This is a genomic window from Pseudomonas sp. SWRI22, from assembly GCF_014268395.2.
GTDB classification, from domain to species: Bacteria; Pseudomonadota; Gammaproteobacteria; order Pseudomonadales; family Pseudomonadaceae; genus Aquipseudomonas; species Aquipseudomonas paracarnis.
Map to the genome: position 1 here is coordinate 984105 of NZ_JABWQK020000001.1, position 22022 is coordinate 1006126.

The 22022-nt window shown below is 61.1% G+C and carries 27 protein-coding genes; 11 read left to right on the forward strand and 16 right to left on the reverse strand.

Translation table 11 applies throughout. From position 1 onward, the window contains the following. Positions 1-327: 327 nt before the first annotated feature. From HU730_RS04100 to ccmA, 10 genes are all read right to left on the reverse strand, one after another. On the reverse strand, positions 328-735 hold the full coding sequence (locus HU730_RS04100) for a lipoprotein (RefSeq protein ID WP_034127179.1): 408 nt from the start codon (positions 733-735) through the stop codon (positions 328-330). Between the two features lie 16 nt (positions 736-751). Then, positions 752-1942, reverse strand: a complete 1191-nt coding sequence (gene ccmI, locus HU730_RS04105; protein ID WP_186526659.1) for a c-type cytochrome biogenesis protein CcmI — start codon at positions 1940-1942, stop codon at positions 752-754. Continuing rightward, positions 1935-2408, reverse strand: a complete 474-nt coding sequence (locus tag HU730_RS04110) for a cytochrome c-type biogenesis protein (protein WP_020301388.1) — start codon at positions 2406-2408, stop codon at positions 1935-1937. The genes ccmI and HU730_RS04110 overlap by 8 nt, the downstream gene beginning before the upstream one ends. Then, positions 2405-2941, reverse strand: a complete 537-nt coding sequence (locus HU730_RS04115; protein WP_034127177.1) for a DsbE family thiol:disulfide interchange protein — start codon at positions 2939-2941, stop codon at positions 2405-2407. The genes HU730_RS04110 and HU730_RS04115 overlap by 4 nt, the downstream gene beginning before the upstream one ends. Beyond that, on the reverse strand, positions 2938-4926 hold the full coding sequence (locus HU730_RS04120) for a heme lyase CcmF/NrfE family subunit (protein WP_034127176.1): 1989 nt from the start codon (positions 4924-4926) through the stop codon (positions 2938-2940). Before HU730_RS04120 ends, HU730_RS04115 begins: the two co-directional genes overlap by 4 nt. Positions 4927-4929: 3 nt before the next feature. Further along, positions 4930-5388 carry a cytochrome c maturation protein CcmE gene (ccmE, locus tag HU730_RS04125; RefSeq protein WP_034127175.1) on the reverse strand — a complete coding sequence of 153 codons (459 nt, stop codon included), beginning with the start codon at positions 5386-5388 and terminating at the stop codon, positions 4930-4932. After that, positions 5385-5561 (reverse strand): heme exporter protein CcmD, encoded by a 177-nt coding sequence (gene ccmD / locus HU730_RS04130; RefSeq protein WP_034127174.1) that lies wholly within the window; start codon positions 5559-5561, stop codon positions 5385-5387. Before ccmD ends, ccmE begins: the two co-directional genes overlap by 4 nt. Then, complete coding sequence (locus tag HU730_RS04135; protein ID WP_186526658.1) at positions 5558-6313, reverse strand: heme ABC transporter permease; 756 nt, start codon at positions 6311-6313, stop codon at positions 5558-5560. The genes ccmD and HU730_RS04135 overlap by 4 nt, the downstream gene beginning before the upstream one ends. An 87-nt stretch (positions 6314-6400) precedes the next feature. Further along, on the reverse strand, positions 6401-7069 hold the full coding sequence (gene ccmB / locus HU730_RS04140) for a heme exporter protein CcmB (protein WP_014717701.1): 669 nt from the start codon (positions 7067-7069) through the stop codon (positions 6401-6403). Beyond that, on the reverse strand, positions 7066-7701 hold the full coding sequence (gene ccmA / locus HU730_RS04145) for a cytochrome c biogenesis heme-transporting ATPase CcmA (protein ID WP_034127172.1): 636 nt from the start codon (positions 7699-7701) through the stop codon (positions 7066-7068). The genes ccmB and ccmA overlap by 4 nt, the downstream gene beginning before the upstream one ends. A 200-nt stretch (positions 7702-7901) precedes the next feature. Here ccmA and HU730_RS04150 point away from each other — a divergent pair, with 200 nt between their 5' ends. Further along, positions 7902-9479, forward strand: a complete 1578-nt coding sequence (locus tag HU730_RS04150) for a flagellar hook-length control protein FliK (protein WP_186526657.1) — start codon at positions 7902-7904, stop codon at positions 9477-9479. Continuing rightward, positions 9476-9805 (forward strand): EscU/YscU/HrcU family type III secretion system export apparatus switch protein, encoded by a 330-nt coding sequence (locus HU730_RS04155; RefSeq protein ID WP_034127170.1) that lies wholly within the window; start codon positions 9476-9478, stop codon positions 9803-9805. Before HU730_RS04150 ends, HU730_RS04155 begins: the two co-directional genes overlap by 4 nt. 315 nt (positions 9806-10120) lie before the next feature. On the opposite strand, the gene glp is transcribed toward HU730_RS04155, so the two are convergent. Continuing rightward, entirely contained in the window at positions 10121-11347 is a 1227-nt protein-coding gene (glp, locus tag HU730_RS04160) for a gephyrin-like molybdotransferase Glp (protein WP_057976687.1), read from the reverse strand. Beyond that, positions 11331-11870 (reverse strand): molybdenum cofactor biosynthesis protein B, encoded by a 540-nt coding sequence (gene moaB / locus HU730_RS04165; RefSeq protein WP_034127168.1) that lies wholly within the window; start codon positions 11868-11870, stop codon positions 11331-11333. The genes glp and moaB overlap by 17 nt, the downstream gene beginning before the upstream one ends. Before the next feature lie 76 nt (positions 11871-11946). Between moaB and mobA the strand changes: the two genes are divergently transcribed. Both mobA and HU730_RS04175 read left to right on the forward strand, forming a co-directional pair. After that, a complete protein-coding gene (gene mobA / locus HU730_RS04170) occupies positions 11947-12549 on the forward strand; it encodes a molybdenum cofactor guanylyltransferase MobA (protein WP_054920148.1) in 603 nt (200 codons plus the stop codon). A 79-nt stretch (positions 12550-12628) separates the two neighbouring features. After that, positions 12629-12850 (forward strand): YgdI/YgdR family lipoprotein, encoded by a 222-nt coding sequence (locus tag HU730_RS04175; RefSeq protein WP_003189935.1) that lies wholly within the window; start codon positions 12629-12631, stop codon positions 12848-12850. A gap of 55 nt (positions 12851-12905) precedes the next feature. Here HU730_RS04175 and HU730_RS04180 read toward each other — a convergent pair whose 3' ends face one another. The 3 genes from HU730_RS04180 to HU730_RS04190 form a co-directional block, all read right to left on the reverse strand. Beyond that, the gene (locus tag HU730_RS04180; protein WP_054920131.1) at positions 12906-13796 is read right to left on the reverse strand and encodes a pseudouridine synthase; all 891 of its coding nucleotides are present in this window, start codon (positions 13794-13796) and stop codon (positions 12906-12908) included. 69 nt (positions 13797-13865) lie between these two features. Continuing rightward, positions 13866-14201 carry a hypothetical protein gene (locus HU730_RS04185; protein WP_003189932.1) on the reverse strand — a complete coding sequence of 112 codons (336 nt, stop codon included), beginning with the start codon at positions 14199-14201 and terminating at the stop codon, positions 13866-13868. 74 nt (positions 14202-14275) lie between these two features. After that, the gene (locus tag HU730_RS04190) at positions 14276-14512 is read right to left on the reverse strand and encodes a glutaredoxin family protein (RefSeq protein WP_034127166.1); all 237 of its coding nucleotides are present in this window, start codon (positions 14510-14512) and stop codon (positions 14276-14278) included. A gap of 238 nt (positions 14513-14750) precedes the next feature. On the opposite strand from HU730_RS04190, the gene HU730_RS04195 reads away from it, so the two are divergent. Further along, the gene (locus tag HU730_RS04195; RefSeq protein ID WP_186526656.1) at positions 14751-16487 is read left to right on the forward strand and encodes a monovalent cation:proton antiporter-2 (CPA2) family protein; all 1737 of its coding nucleotides are present in this window, start codon (positions 14751-14753) and stop codon (positions 16485-16487) included. Here HU730_RS04195 and HU730_RS04200 read toward each other — a convergent pair. Next, positions 16474-17682 carry an ammonium transporter gene (locus HU730_RS04200; protein ID WP_057976677.1) on the reverse strand — a complete coding sequence of 403 codons (1209 nt, stop codon included), beginning with the start codon at positions 17680-17682 and terminating at the stop codon, positions 16474-16476. The two genes, HU730_RS04195 and HU730_RS04200, sit on opposite strands and share 14 nt — an antisense overlap. 345 nt (positions 17683-18027) lie before the next feature. Here HU730_RS04200 and HU730_RS04205 point away from each other — a divergent pair, with 345 nt between their 5' ends. The 6 genes from HU730_RS04205 (at position 18028) to HU730_RS04230 (ending at position 22022) form a co-directional block, all read left to right on the forward strand. Next, positions 18028-18342, forward strand: a complete 315-nt coding sequence (locus HU730_RS04205) for a YqjD family protein (protein ID WP_003189926.1) — start codon at positions 18028-18030, stop codon at positions 18340-18342. 2 nt (positions 18343-18344) lie between these two features. Then, a complete protein-coding gene (locus HU730_RS04210) occupies positions 18345-18749 on the forward strand; it encodes a phage holin family protein (protein WP_005786473.1) in 405 nt (134 codons plus the stop codon). Continuing rightward, positions 18746-19087 carry a hypothetical protein gene (locus HU730_RS04215; RefSeq protein WP_034127163.1) on the forward strand — a complete coding sequence of 114 codons (342 nt, stop codon included), beginning with the start codon at positions 18746-18748 and terminating at the stop codon, positions 19085-19087. Before HU730_RS04210 ends, HU730_RS04215 begins: the two co-directional genes overlap by 4 nt. A 164-nt stretch (positions 19088-19251) precedes the next feature. Further along, positions 19252-20583, forward strand: coding sequence for a deoxyguanosinetriphosphate triphosphohydrolase (locus HU730_RS04220; protein ID WP_034127162.1), 1332 nt, complete (start codon positions 19252-19254; stop codon positions 20581-20583). A 161-nt stretch (positions 20584-20744) separates the two neighbouring features. Beyond that, positions 20745-21146, forward strand: coding sequence for a response regulator (locus HU730_RS04225; RefSeq protein WP_057976674.1), 402 nt, complete (start codon positions 20745-20747; stop codon positions 21144-21146). Positions 21147-21395: 249 nt separating this feature from the next. Next, positions 21396-22022, forward strand: a complete 627-nt coding sequence (locus tag HU730_RS04230; RefSeq protein WP_034127160.1) for a response regulator transcription factor — start codon at positions 21396-21398, stop codon at positions 22020-22022.

Sequence of the window (22022 nt, forward strand, 5' to 3'; positions counted from 1 at the left end):
GCAAGCCCGCTCCCACAGGGGATCTGTACCAGACGCTGATTCTGTGGGTAATGCATGACCCGTGTGGGAGCTGGCTTGCCTGCGATAGCGGTGGTTCAGTTGTAGATTCAGTGACTGACACTCCGCCTTCGCGCGCTTGCCCTAATGCCAGTCAGTTAAGAGCTAGAGCAGACAACCAGTGACTTGTGGCGAGGGAGCTTGCTCCCGCTGGACTGCGTAGCAGTCCCATTTTTGGGGCCGCTTCGCGCCCCAGCGGGAGCAAGCTCCCTCGCCACAGTTACCGATTCTGTCTTAACTGACTGGCATTAACCCTCAGGCCGCCTTTTGTCATTGCGCGTATTGCTTGCTCAACCCCGGCGGCACGCCTTGCACGTTGGTCTCTTCCCATGGCCCGTTGGGGCTGATGGAGCGGCTCCAGCCGTTGCTCCAACGGTAGTAAGTGCGCTGGCGGTAGAAGGTATCAGGCTGATCGTCGAGCACGTACACCTGCATCTTGCCGTCCCAGTGGCTGGCGGCGCCCGGCGGTGGAGCAAAGGTCGGCGACTTGCTTGGCAGGGGTTTGGCCGGTGGCGTCACCGGGCCGGAAGGTTTGGTGCTGGGCTTGGTGTTCGGCTGGGTCGAGGGGCCAGACGGTGGAATAGTCGGGCCGGTCGGCGCCGGAGGTGGGCGGTGGACCGCACAGGCGCTCAGGCCGAGTACCAGGCTGAGCAAGGTGATGCGTGCAAATGCGGTCATGGGTGTGTCCTCAGAATTACTGGTCCGGAGTGTCGATGGTCAGTTGCTGCAACGCAGCGGTGCTGCTGCCCAACGGTTGGCTGCGGCCGATCCATTCGCCAGTGGTCGGTTGGCCGGCCCGGGATATGCGCGCAACCAGTTGGACTTCGGGGAAGTTGGACAGTTTCAACTGCGGCATCATCGCGTCGGCATCGCCCAGTTCGACGGTGACCGGCAATGCGTCGACGGTCACACGCTTGGCAGCCAAGGGCGCCGGGGGGCCGTTTACGGCGCGGGCAAAGATGAACACGCTGTCGCCTGGCAGGACGTTGGCCTTCACTTCGGCAGATAAGTCCACCCGCACGGTCAGTAGCGCCTTGGGCGCCTGGGCGACGCTGCCACCGCTCTCCTTGAGCTTCTCTGCCGCGCGATCAATCCCGCCTTGCAGGGCGACACGGGAATTGTCTTCTGGCGGCAGTTGCGCGAGCAGGCGGTTCCAGTAGTCGATGGCTTCCTGATAACGCTGGCCCTCAAAGGCAGCGATACCCAACAGGCCAAGACTGGTGACTTCCTTGGGATCGAGCTTCAAGGCTTCGTCGGTCAGCGCCTGAACCTGAGGCGACCACTGTTTGTTGTCAGCAAAGTACTGCGCCTGGGCCCATTGCCCGAGCAGTTCCGGTTGGCGCCCGGCCAACGCAACCGTACGTTCAAAGACTTTGGCGGCATCGCCGGCACGGTCCTGGGCCATATAGGCGCGCCCAAGGAAGTACAAACCTTCTGCCGAATCCGGTTGTGCAGCGGCGGCGCGTTCCAGGCGACGGGTCATGTCGGCCATGGACACCGGCGGTTGGGAAAACTCACGGGTCAGTTCAACCTTGTCGCTCGCGCCATAATGCAGGTACAGCGCCACGCCCAGCACAGGCACCAGAAACGCCGCCAAAAACGGCAGCGGTTTGCCTAACCGCGATTCGCGGGGTTTTTCCACACCTTCGGTGTCGGCCAGCAACTCGCGGGCCGCTTCGGCGCGGCCGGTATCAAGTTGCGCGGTATTCAACACACCTTCGTCCTGCTGCGCTTGCAGCTCGGCGACGCGTTCCTGGTACAGCGCCACGTTCAACGCGGTGCGATCCTCTTCACGCTGGGCACGACGGCCACGCAACACAGGGATCAACAGGAAACTCAGGGCAATCAGTAGCAGCAAACCGGCTGCGAGCCAGAAATCAATCATCAGTCTTGGTGTCCAGCAATTGGTCGAGGCGTTTACGCTCTTCAGGGGACAGCGCATCGGCGCCATCAATCGGTGCGACACGGCGCCGACGCACGATCACGGCCATTACCACCACGCCGGCCAGCAACAGCCCGGCCGGGCCAAACCACAGCAGCGCGGTCTTGCCGGTGAGTGCCGGTTTGTAGCGTACGAAATCACCGTAGCGGTCGACCATGAAGTCGATGATCTGCTGGTCGTCCTTGCCCTCCCCCAGCATGCGGAAAATCTCTCTGCGCAGGTCGGTGGCAATCGGGGCGTTGGAGTCGGCGATGTCCTGATTCTGGCATTTGGGGCAGCGCAGTTCCTTGGTCAGGTCGCGGAAACGCTCACGCTGCGCGTCGTTGGCGAATTCATAGGTGTCGATGGCGGCGTGGGCCACGCCGGCCAGGCCCAGGGCTAAAACGGCAGCGGTCAACCAACGCTTCATGGCTTGGCCTCATCGACCAGGGCCTGGTACTTGGCGGCCAGTTGCTCGCGCCACACCGTTTCGTCGATCACGCCGACGAACTTGTCGCGGATCACACCTTTGGCGTCGATGAAGAAAGTTTCCGGTGCGCCGTACACACCCAGGTTCAATCCCAGGTTGCCGTCTTCGTCGCGGATATCCAGCTGGTACGGGTTATGAAATTCCGCCAACCACTTCAAGGCCGACGCATTGTCGTCCTTGTAGTTGATGCCGTAGATCACCACACCCTTCTCGGCCAGCTTGTTCAACACCGGGTGTTCGACGCGGCAAGAGATGCACCAGGTGGCCCACACGTTGACCAGCGCCGGCTTGCCCTGCAAGTCTGCCTGGGTCAGGGTCTTGTCACCCTGCACCGTTGGCAGGTTGAAGGCGGGGAACGGCTTGCCAATCATCGCCGAAGGCAGCTCGGCAGGGTCCAGGTACAACCCGCGATACAGGAACACCGCCACCAGCAGAAACAACGCCAGCGGCACAACCATCAACCAACGCTTCATACCGCAGCTCCCGAAAGGCCAAGCGCTTCACGCACCCGGCTCTTGACCTTGACCCGATAGCGCCGGTCCAGCGCTGCGAGCAACCCGCCGAACCCGGTGAGCAAACCGCCGAACCAGATCCAGCGTACGAAGGGTTTGACATGCACGCGCACGGCCCAGGCCCCGTCTCCCAAGGGTTCACCGAGGGCCACATACAGGTCACGGGTGAAACCGGCGTCGATACCAGCCTCGGTCATCATCGAACTCTGCACGGTGTACAGGCGTTTCTCCGGGTGCAGCACGGCGATTTCCTTGCCATTGCGCACTACGCGCACCGTGCCTTTGTCGGAAGTGAAGTTCGGCCCTTCGAAGTGCTTGGCACCTTCGAAGATGAAGTGGTAACCGGCCAGGTCCATGGACTCGCCCGGCGCCAGGCGCAGGTCGCGCTCGGCGCTGTTCTGGCTGGACAGCACTACCCCAAGGGCGCACACCGCGATACCAATGTGGGCGATCTGCATGCCCCAGTAGCTGCGGGTCAGGGTGGGCAGGCCCTTGAGCAAACCCTTGTGGCGCGTTTTGTCGACGATGTCCCGCGCCCCCGCGAGCAACACCCAGGCTGCCAGCAGGAACGTCGCGAGTACCGCCCAATTGAAGTCGCCGTAGGCGAAACCGGCGATCACCGCCAGGGCCACGCTGCCGAGCAGCACCGGCATCAGCATGCCCACCAGCCATTTCACCGGGGTGTCTTTCCAGCGCACCAGCACGCCGACCGCCATCACCACCATCAACAGGCCCATCAGCGGGATGAACAACGCATTGAAGTACGGCGGCCCCACGGACAGCTTGGCGCCGCTCAAGGCGTCCAGCACCAGCGGGTAGAGGGTGCCGAGCAGGATCATCGACGCGGCTACCACCAGCACCAGGTTATTGCCCAACAACAGGGTTTCCCGCGACCACAGGTTGAAACCGACCTGGCTCTTGACCACCGGCGCGCGCAAGGCAAACAGGGTGAGCGAGCCGCCGACGACAAACAGCAGGAAGATCAGGATGAACACGCCGCGCTCAGGGTCTGAGGCAAACGCATGCACCGAGGTCAGCACGCCCGAGCGCACCAGGAAAGTGCCGAGCAGGCTGAGGGAAAACGCCGCGATGGCGAGCAGTACCGTCCAGCTCTTGAACACGCCACGTTTTTCGGTGACGGCCAGGGAGTGAATCAGCGCGGTACCCACCAGCCACGGCATGAAGGAGGCGTTTTCCACTGGGTCCCAGAACCACCAGCCGCCCCAGCCGAGTTCGTAGTAGGCCCACCATGAGCCCAGGGTGATACCGATACCGAGGAAGGCCCAGGCAACGATGGTCCATGGCCGTGACCAGCGCGCCCAGGCGGCGTCGAGACGACCGCCGAGCAAGGCGGCGATGGCAAACGCGAAGGCCACGGAGAACCCCACATAACCCATGTAGAGCATCGGCGGGTGCACGATCAGGCCGATATCCTGCAGCAACGGGTTGAGATCGTGACCGTCCACCGGGATCTGCGGCAGGATGCGGGTGAACGGGTTGGAGGTCATGATCAGGAACAGCAGGAAGCCGATGCTGATCATGCCCATCACCGCCAGCACCCTCGCCAGCATCACTTGCGGCAATTGGCGCGAGAACACCGAGACGGCGAAGGTCCAGCCGCCGAGGATCAAGGCCCACAACAGCAATGAACCTTCGTGGGCACCCCACACGGCGCTGAACTTGTAGTACCAGGGCAAAGCGCTGTTGGAGTTGTTGGCAACGTAGGCGACCGAAAAATCGTCGGTCATGAAGGCGTAGGTCAGGCACCCAAAGGCGAACAGCAAGAAGGCAAACTGGCCCCAGGCGGCCGGCTGCGCCAGGCTCATCCACAGGCGGTCGCCGCGCCAGGCACCGAGCAAGGGCACCACGGCCTGGACCACGGCAAAGCACAGCGCGAGGATCATCGCCAACTGGCCCAGCTCCGGAATAAACAGTGCGGACGTCATGGCTCAGCCCTCCTTGACTTGGGTGGCGGGAGCGGTTTGGCCGCTGTCTTTCAAGGCTTTGGTGACCTCGGGCGGCATGTATTTTTCATCGTGCTTGGCCAGCACTTCGTCAGCCACTACCACGCCATCGGCGTTGAGCTTGCCCAGGGCGACAATGCCCTGGCCTTCCCGGAACAGGTCCGGGAGGATGCCGCGATAGGTGATGGTCACGGCCTTGTTGAAATCGGTGACGACGAAGGTCACGTCCAACGAATCGCCGGAACGCTTCAACGAGCCCTGCTCTACCATGCCGCCAGCGCGGATGCGCGTATCGACCGGTGCCTCGCCATTGGCGATCTGGGTGGGCGTGTAGAACAGGTTGATGTTCTGCTGCAGGGCGCTCAGGGCCAGGGTCACGGCAATGCCGACGCCGGCCAGGATGGCAAGGATGATCAACAGACGCTTTCTACGCAGCGGATTCACTTTTCGGTCTCCCGGCGCAGACGTCGCGCCTCTTGTTGCAGGTAACGCTTGCGGGCCAGGATCGGCGCGGCGACGTTGAGGGCCAGCACCGCCAGGCAGATGCCATAGGCCGTCCAGACATACAGGGCGTGGTGGCCCATGGCGAGAAAATCGCTGAAAGAAGCAAAACTCATCCACGTGCTCCCAGGCAATTTTGCACTTCGACTTTCACCCAACTGGTACGGGCTTCACGCTTGAGCACTTCAAGGCGCATGCGCAGCAGCAATACGGCGCCGAAGAAACAGTAGAAGCCCAGCACCATCAACAGCAACGGCGCCCACATCTCCACGGGCATCGCCGGTTTTTCGGTGAGGGTGAAGGTGGCGCCTTGGTGCAGGGTGTTCCACCAGTCCACCGAGTACTTGATGATCGGGATGTTGATCACGCCGACAATCGCCAGCACCGCGCAAGCCTTGGCGGCGCTTTCACGGTTGCTGATGGCGTTGCCCAGGGCAATCAGGCCGAAATACAGGAACAGCAGGATCAGCATCGAGGTCAGGCGCGCATCCCACACCCACCACGAGCCCCAGGTCGGTTTGCCCCAGATCGCACCGGTCACCAGTGCCACGGCGGTCATCCATGCACCGATCGGCGCGGCGCATTGCAGGGCCACGTCGGCCAGCTTCATCTTCCATACCAGGCCGACGATGCCACACACCGCCAGCATCACATAGCAGGACTGGGCCAGCATCGCGGCAGGTACGTGGATATAGATGATGCGAAAGCTGTTGCCTTGCTGATAGTCCGGCGGCGCAAAGGCCAGGCCCCAGACCAGGCCAGTGCCGATCAGCAGGATGGCGGCGATACTCAACCACGGCAGCAGCTTGCCACTGATGCCATAAAACCATTTGGGCGAGCCGAGCTTGTGAAACCAGGTCCAGTTCATTGCTGTTTCCATCACGGTGCTTTTCGTCGTGGCGAAAAGCTCAGGGTCTTTACTGACTCAGCGTCATTGACGCCGGGTCAGACCTCATTATTCACCGACGCTGATTTTCAGGCCGGCGGCTATAGCAAAAGGTGTCAGGGTTACCGCCAGGGCGGTCAGGCTACCCAGCCACAAGAGGTAACCGGTCGCCGGCATACCCATGAGCGCGGCTTGCAACGCGCCACTGCCCAGGATCAACACCGGGATATACAAAGGCAGAATCAACAGGGCCAGCAACAGCCCGCCACGCTTCAAGCCGACCGTCAACGCTGCGCCCACCGCCCCCAACAGGCTGAGCACCGGCGTGCCGAGTAACAAAGACAGGAGCAGCACCGGCAGGCATTCAACGGGCAACCCAAGCATCATGGCAAGCAGTGGCGAGAGCAAGACTAGCGCCAAGCCGGAAAAAACCCAGTGTGCCAGCACCTTGGCCAGTACCAAAAGTGGCAACGGGTGCGACGAAAGGACCCACTGCTCCAGGGAACCGTCTTCGAAATCACTGCGAAACAGCCCGTCCAGCGAGAGCAGAACCGATAAAAGCGCGGCGACCCACACCAGTCCTGGGGACAAGGTTTGCAACAGTTTAGTCTCCGGGCCAACCGCCAGCGGGAACAGCGCGATCACGATGGCAAAGAACACCAGCGGGTTGGCCAGTTCGGCGGGGCGACGGCACAACAGCCGGGCTTCGCGGGCGACCAACAGGGCGAACACACTCATAGCGACCACCGCCCCAGGTCCAGCTCACGGTAGCCAGCAGGCATACGCGCCAAGGTGTGGTGGGTGGTGAGCACCACCAGGCCGCCTTGCTCGCAGTGCTGGGCCAGGTGTGCTTCGAGTTGAACCACGCCTTGTTTGTCGAGGGCGGTGAAAGGTTCGTCGAGAATCCACAACGGCGGGCCGGGCAAGTACAAGCGGGCCAAGGCCACGCGGCGCTGCTGGCCGGCGGACAGGGTGTGGCAGGGAACGTCCTCAAAGCCCTTGAGGCCCACCGCGGCCAGGGCCTGCCAGATGGCGTCACGGGAAGCAGGATGATGCAGGGCGCTGAGCCAACTGAGGTTTTCTTCAGCAGTGAGTACGTCTTTGATGCCGGCGGCGTGGCCGATCCAGATCAGGTTGCGCGCCAGCTCGCTACGCTGTTCGTTCAAGGGCTTGCCGTTGAGATGCACCACGCCGGCCGTCGGCTGCATCAGCCCGGCCAGCAGGCGCAGCAGGCTGGTCTTGCCGCTGCCATTGGGGCCACTGATTTGCACCATGTCCCCACCCGTCAGCCGCAGGTCGAGTTGCTCGAACAGCAGGCGCAGGTCGCGTTCACAGGCAAGCGCTACGGCTTCAAGAAGAGGGCTGGTCAAAAGATCGCGGGCCTTTACGGTTCAAGTCGGCGGTGCAGCGGCCGTTATAGAGAGATGCACAATAACGGCTTTGGCGACCGATTTTAGAGAGCTGGATCAAATAGTTGTGAGGTTTTTACCGCTCTCTTTGCAGACGGGCGGCATTATACATGCGATGCCCTACTCTAAAGAGGGCAATTTCCCCAGAGACGATGCGCACGATGACCGGCGAGATCAACCTTCCTCCACTGCCGCCAACCTTCGCACCCGGGCCCACTCCGCTGCCTGGGGCCGGCGCATTGCTCAAACTGCTGGAGCCGCAGGCCGGGTTGATCGACCCGGGGAAAACCGTGAACGCTGAGGTCATCGCGCTTAAACAAGGCGGCGAGGCCTTTCAGTTACTGCTCAAACTGACCCTCGAAGGCGGTCGCCAGGCGCTGGTGCAGGCCAGCAGTGCCCAGCCCTTGCCTCTGGGCAGCAATGTGGCGGTGAGCCAGACGCCTGCGGGCAACCTGGCCCTTACCTTGCAGCAAGCCATGAGTGCCAACGTGGCCGCTCTCACTCGCCTCGACACCCACCAGATGCCGGTGGGTACGTTGTTGCAAGCCAAGGTGCTGACCACGCAGATGCTGCCCCAGGGCACGGCACAACCGGCGATCTATCGCTCGCTGGTGAGTGTGCTCAATAACGCCCTGGCCGGTGCCACCCTGACCCTGGAAAGCCCTCAGCCGCTGAGGGTGGGCAGCTTGCTCAGCGCCGTGGTGCAGAACGCGCAGACCCTGAACTTCGTACCGCTAAGCGGCCTGAAGGACCAACTGGCCGTGACGCAGCAACTTGCCACTCAGCAAAGTCGCCAAGGCTCGCTGGATGCGGTGTTCACCGCCTTGCAAAACCTGCCCCGTGGCGACAGCACATCGGCCGAACTGCGGGCGGCCGCCGAGCGATTGTTGGCGGCCTTGCCCGATCTGGCACAGGTCAGCAATCCCAAGGTGCTGGCCCAGGTGGTGCAGAACAGCGGCGCCTTTCTGGAAGCCAAACTGCTCGCCGGCCAGAACCCGCAAATCCCACCGTTGGACATGAAAGGCGCGCTGTTACGCCTGGTCGCAGACCTGCTGCCCGCCCTGCCCGCCAGCACCAACCTGAATGCGATCCTCGCCGCCAATACCCTGGCCCAGGTGTTGCCGCACTTTGTGCGCAGCCCGCTGAACACCCTCGGCCAGGTCGGCGCCCGGCAGATACCCGCCGGCTTCCCGCTGCCCGAAAGACTGATGGCAAAACTGGAAGGTGAAGGCGACCTGGAAAACCTGCTACGCCTGGCCGCTGGGGCGATCTCGCGCTTGCAGAGCCATCAACTGTCGAGCCTGGAACAGACCGGCACCACCGCCGACGGACGCCTGCAAACGACCTGGCAATTGGAGATTCCCATGCGCACCCTGCAAGACATCGTGCCGCTGCAGGTCAAGTTCCAACGCGAGGAGCCCGCGCCAGACAAGGACCAGCCCGAGCGCAAGGATAAAAAAGATCCGAAACAAATGCTTTGGCGCGTCGAACTGGCCTTTGACATGGAGCCGCTGGGGCCGTTGCAAGTTCAGGCGCAGCTGTCCCAGGGCAAACTGTCCAGCCAGCTATGGGCCAGCCGCCCTTTCACGGCCAGCCTGATCGAAAGCCACTTGGGCAACTTGCGTGAGCGCCTGGTCTCATCCGGGCTCAACGTCGGCGACCTGGATTGCCATCTGGGCACCCCGCCACGCGGGCCAAAAACCGGACTGGAGCAACGCTGGGTGGACGAAACCGCATGAAAAACGCCGACCCGCCCCGCCAGGCCATCGCCCTCAAGTACGACGGCCAACAGGCCCCTACCCTGACAGCCAAAGGCGATGATGCCCTGGCCGAAGCCATCCTCAAGCTGGCACGGGAGAATGAAGTACCGATCTATGAAAACGCCGAGTTGGTAAAGCTGCTGGCGCGCATGGAACTGGGGGACAGCATTCCGGAAGAGTTGTACCGCACGATTGCCGAGATCATTGCGTTTGCCTGGACGTTGAAGGGCAAGTTCCCGGCCGGCTACGACCCGGAGGCGGGGCCGGTGGAGCGGGATGTCACTGAGCAGGGTGACGATTACTGATTGCTCATAGGGCACATACACATCCAAATGTGGGAGCCGGCTTGGCTGCGATAGCCATCGGTACCTACACAACTTCGGCGCGACGCTGGATCTGTGGCGAGGGAGCTTGCTCCCGTGACGGCCTACCAACCGACGCAAATCTCCCTGACGCACCACGATCCAAATGTGGGAGCGCGGGGCGGCAGGTAAATAAGCGTCGGCTGGTCGGTCGTCACGGGAGCGAGCTCCCTCGCCACAGGTTTTGCGTCGTTCAGAGGTTGTGTAAATACCTATGGCTATCGCAGGCCAACCAGCTCCCACATTTTTAGCGCGCGGTCAGTTAAGGACTTCGCTCAAAGGAATGAAGTTGACCCGGTCGCCGATGGCCAGCGTGGTCCCTTCCAGCACCTCCACAAAGCCTTCAGCCCACGCCGCACTGCGCAGCACCCCGGAGCTTTGGTTGCGGTAGATGATCGCCTTGCCCTGTTCGATCCGCCCGCGCAGGTACTCGCGGCGGTTGCCGGGCTTGGGCCAGACGAACCCTGCCGGCACTTCGAAGCGCAGCGGCTGCACCTCCTGCACCCCTTGACGGCGCAGCAGATACGGGCGCGCCAGCAGCGCAAAAGTCACCAGGGTCGAGGCCGGGTTTCCCGGCAGGCCGATCACCGGCACGCCACGAAAATGCCCGAAGGTCAGCGGCTTGCCCGGTTTGATCGCCAGCTTCCACAGCGCCAGCTCACCCTCTTCCCGCAGGGCAATGCCGAGGAAGTCCGCTTCGCCCACCGACACACCGCCGGTCGAGAGGATCAGGTCAACACTGCCCAGCCCCGCCAGGCGCGCGCGGGTCTGTTCCAGATCATCCGGTAGAATCCCGGCATCAATCACTTCGCAGCCCATGCGCACCAGCCAACTGCACAGCACGCGACGGTTGCTGTTGTAGATCTGCCCAGGGCCGAGCGGCAACCCTGGCTCGATCAATTCATCGCCGGTCGACAACACGGCCACGCGTACGCGCCGCACCACCTCGAGTCGATCACGTCCAAGAGACGCGGCCAAACCGAGTTCGATAGGGCCCAGGCGGGTGCCGGCACTGAGTACGGTCTCGCCGACCGTGGTCTCTTGGCCCTGAGGCCGGATGTTGTCGCCCATCTGCAATGGCTCGGTGAAACTCACGCGCTGGTCGGTATGCACCACGGCGTTTTCCTGCATCTGCACGCAGTCAGCGCCTTGGGGCACCGGCGCGCCGGTAAAGATGCGTGCACAGGTGCCGGCCGCCAAGGGTTCAGGGGCAGTGCCGGCGAAAATCCGCTGGCTCACCACCAAGGGCTCGCCGGTCCAGTCCGCCAGGCGCACGGCGTAGCCGTCCATGGCACTGTTGGGCCACGGTGGCAGGTCGAGTGTGGAGATCAGGTCCAGGGCCAATACCCGGCCATCACACTCAGCCAGAGGCAGTACTTCCTGCTCGCGGATCGGCGCGGCGGCGGCCATGTCGAGCAAACGCTGCAGGGCTGCTTCCACCGGCATCAGGGCGCCGGTCTTGCCGGGCTTATCCACGGGATTCACAAGGTTCGGCCAGCTTCAGATGCGGAACGAAGTTGCATGGGCGGTGACGGTTATCCAACTGCTCGGCGAGGATGCCGTCCCAACCGGTGCGCACGGCATTGGTGGACCCTGGCAGGCAGCACACAAGAGTGCCATTGGCCAACCCCGCCAAGGCGCGCGATTGCACGGTGGAGGTGCCGATATCGGCCACGGAGATCTGGCGGAACAGCTCGCCAAAACCATCGACCTGCTTGTCGAGCAGGCAGCTCACTGCTTCAGGGGTACTGTCGCGACCGGTGAAGCCGGTGCCGCCGGTAATCAGCACCACCTGCACCACGTCTTCGGCGATCCAGTGGGCCACCTGGGCGCGAATCTTGTAAAGGTCGTCCTTGAGCAGCACGCGCTCGGCCAGGCGGTGGCCGGCGGCGGCAAGACGATCGACGAAGACCTGGCCGGAGGTGTCGGTCTCCAGGGTGCGGGTGTCGCTGACCGTCAATACAGCAATATTCAGGGGTACAAAGGGCGCATCGGCCTTGGCTTTCATGGCACGGTCCGGTTGTCGAAGGAACAGCCCGATGTTATATCACAGGCCCCTGTTTCCCTGCCGCAGCGCAACCACCATGACGTTTGAATTTTCTTCCCTGCCGTGTTCGATCCTGTTGCTGGCCGGTGGTCGCGGCCAACGCATGGGCGGGCAGGACAAAGGGCTGCTGGAATGGCAAGGTCAGCCCTTGATCGCCCACCTGCACCAGTTGGCCCGGCCGCTCACCGATGACCTGATCATCTCGTGCAACCGCAACCATGAACGCTACGCGCTCTATGCCGACCAACAGGTGAGCGATGACAACCCGGACTTCCCCGGCCCGCTGGCAGGTATCCGTGCAGGACTCTTCGCCGCACGCCATGAGCATCTGCTGATATTGCCTTGCGATGTGCCGCAGATCGATGCGCGACTGCTCGCCGACCTGCGTGCGACCGCACGACGCAATCGGCAGCTACCGGTGATGGTGCGCCAGGGTGACTTCTGGGAACCCTTGCTGTGCGTCATCCCCACTCGCCTGAAAAACCAGGTGGAACAGGCGTGGCAAGCGGGGGAGCGCAGCCCGCGCAAGCTGTGGCTGCAACTGGGTGCCGTGGCGCTGGAATGTCCGGCCGATGACCCGCGCCTGGCCAATCTTAATACGCCCGAGCTGTTGCACCCCGGGGCTGGCATGTCAGAATGAACCCTGCACAAGGAACTTTGCCGGCGTCCCGTACGTCACAAGGTCAGCAATTTAAAAGTATTCTCTCGGAGACAAACTCATGACTCAACGGACCATCGCCGCTCTCATGCTTGCACTGGGCCTCGCCACCCTCGCCGGTTGCGCTTCGCCAACAGTGATCACCCTGAATGACGGTCGCGAAATCCAGGCCGTCGACACCCCGAAGTACGATGAAGATTCGGGCTTCTACGAATTCGAACAACTGGACGGCAAGCACACCCGTATCAATAAAGATCAGGTTCGCACCGTTAAAGACCTGTAAGCCTCAGCGCTTGCACACAAGGCCCGCCTCGCGCGGGCCTTGTTGTTCCTGGGGTTTACCAGTCCAGGGTGATCTGGCTGCGGAAGCTGCGTTGTTCACCGCTTACCGGGTCGATAAAGCGCACGCCCTGGGCCAGCAGCTTGAGTGGCTTGGCGTAATCGTCCTCGGCATCCTTGATCACTTCGGGGTAGAACGGGTCATTACAGATGCTTGCCCCGAGCGCCGTCATATGCACGCGCAGCTGGTGCTTCTTGCCGGTCACCGGGAACAGGCCGTAGCGCCATAGATCAGCGTTTTTCTCGCGCACCTCTACCGCCGTCTCGGTGTTGCTGGCACCCGGCCCTTCCTGCATGCGAAAGAAAGGTTCGCCATCCACCAAACGGCTTTTGTGCACCAACGGGAAGCTGAGGTGCGGCAAGGCCGGAGCGATGGCTTCGTAGAATTTGTCGATACGTCGCGTGGGAAACAATTGCTGATAGGCCGAACGGCTGTGCGGGTTGGCGGAGAACAGCACCAACCCCGCCGTATGTCGGTCGATGCGATGCAGGGGCACCAGGGCGGGATTGTCCAGGCGCCGGATCAAGCGTCGCAACAAGGTGTGCTCGACGTACTCGCCAGCGGGTGTCACTGGCAGGAAATGCGGTTTGTCCGCCACCACCAGGTGCTCATCCGCGTACAGGATGTTTTCCAGCACCGGAATCACTTTCTCGTTGGGCACTTCGCGAAAGTAATAGATGCACAAGCCTTCCTTGTAGCCCAGGCCCAGGCTGATCGGGCTGCCATTGACATCCAGCACCCGGCCGCGGGCAATGCGGTCCAACCATTGTTCGCGGCCGATGGCCGGAAAGTGTGCGCACAGGCAATCGAGCACCGTCACCCAGGAGCCCGGCGGCAAGTACAGGGTGCTGGCTTGGTGCTGGGAGGGGGAAAAAACGGAAGTGGACATGCCGACGCTCAAAGCCTGGAAAACAGGCGGGCATTATCGCCCATGGCGCGCGATTGCCTAGGGCCTATCTCAGGCCTTGGCCAGTTGAGCTCGCAGCACTGGCGAGGCGCTTGCCGCCTCGGTGAATTCCTTGAGCCAGCGCAGCACGTCCACCGCTTCCCAACGACCCGGGTCATACAACGCGTAGAGCAAGCCCTGATAACCCACCACATCCAGCTGCTTGTGATAACCGGCGCGCTGGAACAGCGCCTCGATTTCCGCGAAGCAGGTGTTGAAATGCACTTTGTTAAACGGCGTCTTGCCTTCCGTGACCAGGCCATCGAGGCGCAGTTCGTTCACCGCGTCACGCACCACATCGGCGGACATGCGATTGACGCTGCTTTTAAGTTGTTCAACATTCACCACGGGCGTTCCCTCTATTCAATCGCTGTACGAATATACAGTAACTTAATATTTGGAAAGCCGCCATCGCATAAATCTCAGCGCAGGAAGGTAACCACCTGCGCGGTGTCGAACGGCCAGTCCAGTTCCGCCCCGGTGTCCGTGCGGCGAAGCACCGGAATCCGCAGGCCGTAGACGTCTGTCAGGTCCTCCGGATCGGCGATATCCACCAACTCCACCAACAACCCGTGCTCGACGAGCGGCATGACTTCGGCTTCGGCAATCTCACACAGATGGCAACCCAGGGTGCCGAACAGCTGGCATTCAGGAAGCATGATGAAAAGACTCGAACAAGAAACGAACGTCCATTCTAATCCCAACAAGCCCCTGTAGGAGCGAGCTTGCTCGCGAAAAACTCCCGCGCGCCGCGTTCACTCAGGAACCCCGCGTTATCGTTGACGTTTTTCGCGAGCAAGCTCGCTCCTACGGTGCAAAAAGCCTGATCCAGATCACCATGGCCTATAACTGATTCAGCGATTCTTGCGGCTTTTTGCCGCTCGCCCCGCAACGGAGATGCCTGTGTTCGCCAACCTGCTGATTATTCTGGCCTCATCCCTGGTGGTGATTGCACTGTTTCGCCGGCTGCAGCTGCCGCCCGTGCTGGGCTACCTGTGCGTAGGCCTGGCAGTGGGCCCCACCGCGCTGGACTGGGTCAATGACAACGAAGACCTGCCGGACCTGGCCGAGATGGGCGTGGTGTTCCTGCTGTTTTCCCTGGGGCTTGAGTTTTCCCTGTCGAAAATGTTGGCGCTGCGCAGCGTGGTATTTGGCCTGGGCAGCCTGCAGGTGCTGGGGTGCGGGGCACTGCTGGGTGTTTTGTTGATGAGCTTAGGCCTCGCGCCTGGCATCGCGTTATTGCTGGGCGCAGGGCTGGCGTTATCGTCCACGGCCATTGTCAGCAAGGAATTGACCAGCCTCGGGGAAATCTTCAGCAGTCATGGCCAGAATGCGATCGGCGTGTTGCTGTTCCAGGATGTCGTAGCGGTGTTGCTGCTGACATTGGTACCGGTATTTGCCGGCAGCAGCGACCAAGCCTGGTACTGGGCGCTGCCGCTGACCTTGGGCAAGACCGTGGTGCTGTTCGTGGGCCTGTTGTTCGCCAGCCGCTGGTTGCTGCCGCGCCTGTTCCGTGAAGTCGCCGCGTCTCATTCGGCGGAACTGTTTGTGCTGCTGGCGCTGGTGATTGTCTTGCTCACCGCCTGGCTCACCCACCTGCTGGGCCTGTCCCCTGCCCTCGGTGCATTCCTGGCCGGCATGCTGCTGGGGGAAAGTCATTACCGACACCAGATCGAAGCCGATATCCGCCCGTTTCGCGACATCCTGCTGGGCCTGTTTTTTGTCAGCATCGGCATGCTCATCGATCTGCAGTTGTTCGTCAGCCACAGCCTGTTGATCCTCGGCCTGACGCTCACGCTGATGCTGGTCAAAGGCAGCGTGGTCGCGGCGCTGGTCAAGTGGCGTAACAGTGACACCGAAACAGCCTGGCGCAGCGGTCTGGCGCTGGCCCAGGGCGGCGAGTTCTGTTTTGCGCTGATGGCGCAGATGCAGCAGAGCCGGTTGATTCCCGATGAGTTCAACGGCCTGCTACTGGCTGCCACCTTCTGCTCGATGCTGCTGACACCGCTGCTGTTACGTGCGGCACCGGCCATCGCGCTGCGCCTGCATCGCAAGCCCAACCAGCAAGTGCAACTGGAACACATCACCGCGCTCAACGCTCAATTGCACGGACACGTGGTGATTTGCGGGTATGGCCGGGTAGGCCAGTCCATCGGGCGCTTTATGCGCCGCGAACAACAGGCGTTTATCGCCCTGGATGATGACCCCGAACGGGTGCAGGAAGCCGCCACCGAGGACAGCAGTGTGCATTACGGCGACTGCCGCCGTGGTGCATTGCTCAGCGCCGTCGGCCTGGAACGGGCGCGGTTGGCGGTGATCGCGGTGGACAACAGCGATGTCGCCCTGGTGGTGCTCAAGGAGGCGCGGCAGATCAACCCAGACGTGCCGATCCTGGTGCGCACACGCGATGACAGCCAGTTGGCTGAACTCAAGGCCGCGGGCGCCAGCGAGGTGGTGCCCGAGTTGCTGGAGTCGAGCCTGATGCTCGCCTCCCACGCCCTGATCCTGCTGGGCCTGCCGGACCAACAGGTGCAGGCGCGAGTGAATGAAGTACGGCGCAACCACTATCGCCTGCTGCACGGTTTCTACCCACCGCCACACACTGACGAAGACGCGCCGATCAGTCCTGACTGACCGCGCCGATCTTGTGGATCGACAGGTCCGCACCGTAATACTCCTGTTCCTGGCTCAAGCGCAGCCCTTGCACGCGCTTGATCACGCCGTACACCAGCAAGCCGCCGCCAAATGCTACCGCCACGCCCAGCCCGGTGCCGATCAACTGGCTGATCAGGCTCACGCCGCCCAGTCCACCCAGGGCAGCCTGCCCGAAGATGCCGCAGGCAATGCCGCCCCACACGCCACACAAGCCATGCAACGGCCACACGCCCAGCACGTCGTCGATCTTCCAGCGCACCTGGGCAGCGATAAAGCACCACACGAACAAGCCGCCAGCGACCACGCCCGTGACCAGCGCGCCCACCGGATGCATCAGGTCGGAACCGGCGCAGACTGCCACCAACCCGGCCAACGGACCGTTGTGCAGAAAACCGGGATCGTTACGGCCAATTACCAGGGCAGCCACGGTGCCGCCGACCATGGCCATCAGCGAATTGACGGCCACCAGACCACTGACGCCATTGAGGGTTTGCGCGCTCATCACGTTAAAGCCGAACCAGCCCACGATCAGAATCCACGAGCCCAGCGCCAGGAAAGGAATGCTCGACGGCGCAAACGCCACCAGGCGCCCTTCACGATAACGCCCATTGCGCGGGCCCAGCAGCAACACCGCCGCCAGCGCCAGCCAGCCGCCCATGGCGTGAACAACCACGGAACCGGCAAAGTCGTGGAAGCTGGCGCCAAAGGTTGCGAGCAGCCATGCTTGCAGGCCAAGGTTGCCGTTCCATACCAGGCCTTCGAAGAACGGGTAGATAAACGCCACGATCAGCGCGGTGGCACACAGCTGCGGGGCAAACTTCGCACGCTCGGCAATCCCGCCGGAAATAATTGCCGGAATCGCCGCGGCAAACGTCAGCAGGAAGAAAAACTTCACCAGGCCGTAGCCATGATCGGCGCTGATCACCGCGGCCGGTTGCAGGAAGCTCACACCGTAGGAGATCCAATAGCCTATAAAGAAATAGGCCAGCGTTGAAATCGCGAAATCACTGAGGATTTTCGACAAGGCGTTGACTTGGTTCTTCTGCCGTACCGTGCCAACTTCAAGGAAGGCAAAGCCGGCGTGCATGGCCAGCACCATGACCGCGCCAATCAGAATGAACAAGGTATTGGAGCTGTGGACGAGGGTGTCCACCGCGCTTTGCAAGTTTTCCATGGAGGTTGGCAGGCCTGCATCAAGGCAAAAAGCACCAAAGCGGTTCAAGCCAGGGTTTAGCGCACTAAATTGGCACCGCCGGCTCCGCCTTTCTTCAGAGGGCGTGAACCGCTTTAGCGCAGCGATCAACACAACAGGCCGTTGCCGAAAGGGTTTTTCCGCGAAATTAAGTGATTTAGGGTAAGGTTTTCCAAGGTTTTCACCTCGACCGCCCGGATTCAGCGCAGGCTCCAAGGCCTGCGCACCAAGGCAAAGCAAAAGCTGTACCACACAATTGCAATGAACCTTCAGCGAACGCCGCGACTCGAAACCACACGTACAGATCAGCTACCCACGGAGATAACCATGGCCGGTAAAACAGCAAAGACTGCTCAAGAGATACTGATGGAGGATTTTCAAACCCTGGTCAGCGATACCGAAAAGCTGCTGGACGACACTGCCGTGCTGGCCGGTGACCAGGCTGACGAGTTGCGCACCAAGATCCACGAGAGCCTGCTCAAGGCCCGCGAGACCCTGCAACTGACCGAAGACTCATTGCGCGAGCGCGGCCAGGCGGCAATCACCGCCACCGAAGACTACGTGCAAGCCAACCCATGGCAGTCAGTCGGCATTGCTGCCGGCGTAGGCTTTTTGATCGGTCTATTGGCTACAAGGCGCTAACCATGTCTATTGGCGAATCCAGCTCATCCACGAGCGCACATTCCTCAGCAAGCGGTTCAACTTCCCGACGCCTGGGCGCAGCTGTGCTGGGCTTGCTGCACAGTCATGTCGAGTTGTTCGGCATTGAATTACAAGAGCAAAAGGCCCGTACCGTCAGCCTTTTGCTGTTTGCCGGCCTGGCGTTGGTGTTTGCCCTGCTGTTGCTGGTGGGGTTGTCGACGCTGGTGATGATCCTGGTTTGGGACACGGGCTATCGCCTGACCGGCATCATCTGCCTCTGCGTGTTCTACAGCCTGGCCGCTGCGTTCTGCGGTGTGCGCTTGAAGGCGGCGGTATTCGATGAGTCCACGCCCTTCCACGCCACGCTCGAAGAACTGGCCAATGACCGGGAGCGCCTGCTGCCATGAGCATGACTGAGATCCCGCAAAATACTTCTCGCCGGGAAATGCGCAAAGCCTTGATTCGCCTGCGCATGGAAATGCACCGCCAGGAAATCCGTCATGAGTCCCAACAACTCATGGCGCCCCTGCACAAAATGCGCAACATGCGCCACAACTGGCAGGACAGCCTGGGCATCAAGCACGCGCCGTTGTGGGGTGTGGCGGCGGTTACGCTGATGGGCTTCTTTACCGGCAAGGGCGCCAAGGGCGGCAGTATCAGCAGCATCACGCGCCTGGTGCGGCTGGGGGCCGGCTTGATCCCCCTGATCAAGTTGGCCATGCAAGGCTCTTCGCGCAAAAGCTGACCCTCGTTAGCCGATGACCGCAATGACCAGACACCTGCTGGTCATTGCGGTTTTTTGCGCTGCCTGTTAATTGATACCGACGCGGCCGACCGCTGGATTCGCCTGCCCTTGAAGGCCGAACCGGGAAGCTGGAACTGTCATTCACACTACGGAGAGCCTGCGCCTTGGATTGGCCCACCCTGCTAACCCGCGAACGTCTTGGAAAACCCCTGCACAGCCCTGAAGAACTGGGCCGCAGCCCCTTCCACAAAGATCACGACCGCATTATTTTCTCCGGCGCATTCCGGCGCCTGGGACGCAAGACCCAAGTGCATCCGGTTTCGAGCAACGACCATATCCACACACGCTTGACCCACTCCCTGGAAGTCAGCTGCGTGGGGCGCTCACTCGGCATGCGCGTGGGCGAAACCCTGCGCAGCGCCCTGCCCGACTGGTGCGACCCCAGCGACCTGGGCATGGTGGTGCAATCGGCCTGCCTGGCCCATGACATCGGCAACCCGCCATTCGGGCATTCCGGCGAAGACGCCATTCGCCACTGGTTCCAACAGGCCGCCGGGCGAGGTTGGCTGGATGGCATGAGCAGCGCCGAACGCAATGACTTCCTTAACTTCGAAGGCAATGCCCAGGGCTTTCGGGTACTCACCCAACTTGAATACCACCAGTTCGACGGCGGCACGCGGCTGACCTACGCCACCTTGGGCACGTACCTCAAATACCCCTGGACTGCCCGTCACGCCGACTCGCTGGGCTACAAGAAACACAAGTTCGGCTGTTACCAGAGCGAGTTGCCAATTCTTGAGCAGATCGCCCACAAGCTTGGCTTGCCCCAGTTAGAGGAACAACGGTGGGCGCGTCACCCGCTCGTCTACCTGATGGAGGCAGCCGACGACATCTGCTACGCGTTGATCGACCTGGAAGATGGCCTGGAAATGGAGCTTCTGCAGTACAGCGAAGTGGAGTCGTTGTTGCTCGACCTGGTCGGTGATGACCTGCCACAAACCTATCGCCAGCTGGGCCCATTGGACTCTCGCCGACGCAAGCTGGCGATCCTGCGTGGCAAAGCCATCGAGCACCTGACCAATGCGGCTGCGCAGGCGTTTGTCGAACAGCAGGACGCCCTGCTGGCCGGCACGCTGCAGGGAGACCTGGTGGAGCATATGCACGGCCCGGCAAAGCGCTGCGTGCTGGATGCCAAAGACATGGCGCGCAAGAAAATTTTCCAGGACAAGCGCAAGACATTGCATGAAATCGGCGCTTACACCACCTTGGAAATCCTGCTGAACGCGTTCTGCGGCGCGGCCCTTGAACAACATGGCGGGCGAACACCGTCGTTCAAGAATCGGCGCATTCTCGATTTGCTGGGCAACAGCGCGCCGGACCCCGCCTGGCCACTGCACGCCTCGTTCCTGCGAATGATCGACTTCATTGCCGGTATGACCGACAGCTACGCCACCGAAATGGCACGGGAAATGACTGGGCGTTCCAGCCCTCAGTAACGCTTGCATCCGACCGCCTGTTCCCTGAAACGAATTGCCCTACGATGGGAACAGAGCGGACTGATCGAATTCGTACAAGCATCCGAAGAATAATCACGCGTTCCCAACCGACCGAGCAATTCTACTGCCCCCATCGACGCTTGCCTCACTGTGTGCTTTCTATGCCCAGATACTCTCTTCGTATTCTTTTGGTGGAGGATCACCCGTTTCAACTTCTGGCCACCCAATGCCTGCTCAACAGCTTCGGCTTCGATCAACTGACTGCGGTGGAAAACGCAGAGCAGGCCATACGCACAATGAGCCAGTCCGAACATCCCTTTGACCTGATGTTGTGCGACCAATGCCTGCCCGACCTGCCCGGACTTGAACTAGTGGAAATCGCCAGCCGTCGGCGCTTCATTACCAGCGCTATTCTGTTAAGCGGGTTACCCACGCCAGAACTGATGAGCCTGACAAAACAAGCCTCGCAACGAAGTCTTCCGTTTCTTGGCTATTTATCAAAACCGTTGAACAAGGACGAACTTGAAAAGTTAATCGGCTTAACTTTTACCCCCCCTACGTAGGACTTTAAACATCTTCTTCGACGAAATACGCTACGAAGCCCGCCGTAAAAACTCAAGCCTATCACCATGCCACGATTGCGCTCGAAGCGCTCACATGCTCTGTCACGACTACCCATCAACTTGTAGGCGTATACCTTTTTAATTGTAGGAACTTTCCTGTTTTGCATCTACTGCTCGTGCGCTTCATGCCGTGCCCTTATCTTCTGAGCTAATGTGCCCGCTTTATTTGCACCTGCATGGAATGTGATTATGAACTCAGTTTTTATTATCGATGACCACCCCGTTATCCGGCTTGCTATTCGAATGTTGCTGGAGCACGAAGGTTACAAGGTCGTCGGCGAAACAGACAACGGGTGCGATGCCATACAAATGGTCCGTGAGTGCCTTCCAGACTTGGTGATTCTGGATATCAGCATCCCGAAACTCGACGGTCTCGAGGTGCTCTGCCGATTCAATGCCATGAACACCTCCATGAAGACCCTGGTGCTCACGGCCCAGTGCCCAACGCTATTTGCTACGCGGTGCATGCGCTCGGGCGCCGAAGGCTACGTGTGCAAGGAGGGTGACCTGAGCGAATTGCTGAGCGCCATTCGCGCTGTCCTGTCCGGCTACAACTACTTCCCCAGTCAGGCATTGAGTGGCCCCGGAGCCGAAGGCATGGATGTCCAGGAGCTGGAACTGTTCAAGTCAGTTAATGACCGAGAGTTGATGGTCCTGCAACTTTTTGCGCAAGGTCGCACTAACAAGGAAATTGCCAAAGGTATGTTTTTAAGTAACAAGACGGTCAGTACTTATAAAAAGAGACTCATGCAGAAACTCAAAGCCAAATCCTTGGTAGAACTCATCGAGATGGCAAAACGAAACGCGCTAGTGTGA

Excerpts from the sequence above, each read along its gene's own strand:
- HU730_RS04190 (WP_034127166.1), bottom strand. The coding sequence starts at position 14,512 with ATGCTTCCTGAATGCCAGCTGTTCGGCACCCTGGGTTGCCATCTGTGT.
- HU730_RS04110 (WP_020301388.1), bottom strand. The coding sequence starts at position 2,408 with ATGAAGCGTTGGTTGACCGCTGCCGTTTTAGCCCTGGGCCTGGCCGGC.
- HU730_RS04205 (WP_003189926.1), top strand. The coding sequence starts at position 18,028 with ATGGCCGGTAAAACAGCAAAGACTGCTCAAGAGATACTGATGGAGGAT.
- HU730_RS04135 (WP_186526658.1), bottom strand. The coding sequence starts at position 6,313 with ATGAACTGGACCTGGTTTCACAAGCTCGGCTCGCCCAAATGGTTTTAT.
- HU730_RS04155 (WP_034127170.1), top strand. The coding sequence starts at position 9,476 with ATGAAAAACGCCGACCCGCCCCGCCAGGCCATCGCCCTCAAGTACGAC.
- mobA (WP_054920148.1), top strand. The coding sequence starts at position 11,947 with ATGACGTTTGAATTTTCTTCCCTGCCGTGTTCGATCCTGTTGCTGGCC.
- HU730_RS04210 (WP_005786473.1), top strand. The coding sequence starts at position 18,345 with ATGTCTATTGGCGAATCCAGCTCATCCACGAGCGCACATTCCTCAGCA.
- HU730_RS04180 (WP_054920131.1), bottom strand. The coding sequence starts at position 13,796 with ATGTCCACTTCCGTTTTTTCCCCCTCCCAGCACCAAGCCAGCACCCTG.
- HU730_RS04120 (WP_034127176.1), bottom strand. The coding sequence starts at position 4,926 with ATGACGTCCGCACTGTTTATTCCGGAGCTGGGCCAGTTGGCGATGATC.
- HU730_RS04100 (WP_034127179.1), bottom strand. The coding sequence starts at position 735 with ATGACCGCATTTGCACGCATCACCTTGCTCAGCCTGGTACTCGGCCTG.
- HU730_RS04230 (WP_034127160.1), top strand. The coding sequence starts at position 21,396 with ATGAACTCAGTTTTTATTATCGATGACCACCCCGTTATCCGGCTTGCT.
- HU730_RS04225 (WP_057976674.1), top strand. The coding sequence starts at position 20,745 with ATGCCCAGATACTCTCTTCGTATTCTTTTGGTGGAGGATCACCCGTTT.
- ccmD (WP_034127174.1), bottom strand. The coding sequence starts at position 5,561 with ATGAGTTTTGCTTCTTTCAGCGATTTTCTCGCCATGGGCCACCACGCC.
- HU730_RS04175 (WP_003189935.1), top strand. The coding sequence starts at position 12,629 with ATGACTCAACGGACCATCGCCGCTCTCATGCTTGCACTGGGCCTCGCC.
- ccmI (WP_186526659.1), bottom strand. The coding sequence starts at position 1,942 with ATGATTGATTTCTGGCTCGCAGCCGGTTTGCTGCTACTGATTGCCCTG.
- HU730_RS04195 (WP_186526656.1), top strand. The coding sequence starts at position 14,751 with ATGCCTGTGTTCGCCAACCTGCTGATTATTCTGGCCTCATCCCTGGTG.
- moaB (WP_034127168.1), bottom strand. The coding sequence starts at position 11,870 with ATGAAAGCCAAGGCCGATGCGCCCTTTGTACCCCTGAATATTGCTGTA.
- ccmB (WP_014717701.1), bottom strand. The coding sequence starts at position 7,069 with ATGAGTGTGTTCGCCCTGTTGGTCGCCCGCGAAGCCCGGCTGTTGTGC.
- HU730_RS04200 (WP_057976677.1), bottom strand. The coding sequence starts at position 17,682 with ATGGAAAACTTGCAAAGCGCGGTGGACACCCTCGTCCACAGCTCCAAT.
- HU730_RS04115 (WP_034127177.1), bottom strand. The coding sequence starts at position 2,941 with ATGAAGCGTTGGTTGATGGTTGTGCCGCTGGCGTTGTTTCTGCTGGTG.
- HU730_RS04215 (WP_034127163.1), top strand. The coding sequence starts at position 18,746 with ATGAGCATGACTGAGATCCCGCAAAATACTTCTCGCCGGGAAATGCGC.
- HU730_RS04150 (WP_186526657.1), top strand. The coding sequence starts at position 7,902 with ATGACCGGCGAGATCAACCTTCCTCCACTGCCGCCAACCTTCGCACCC.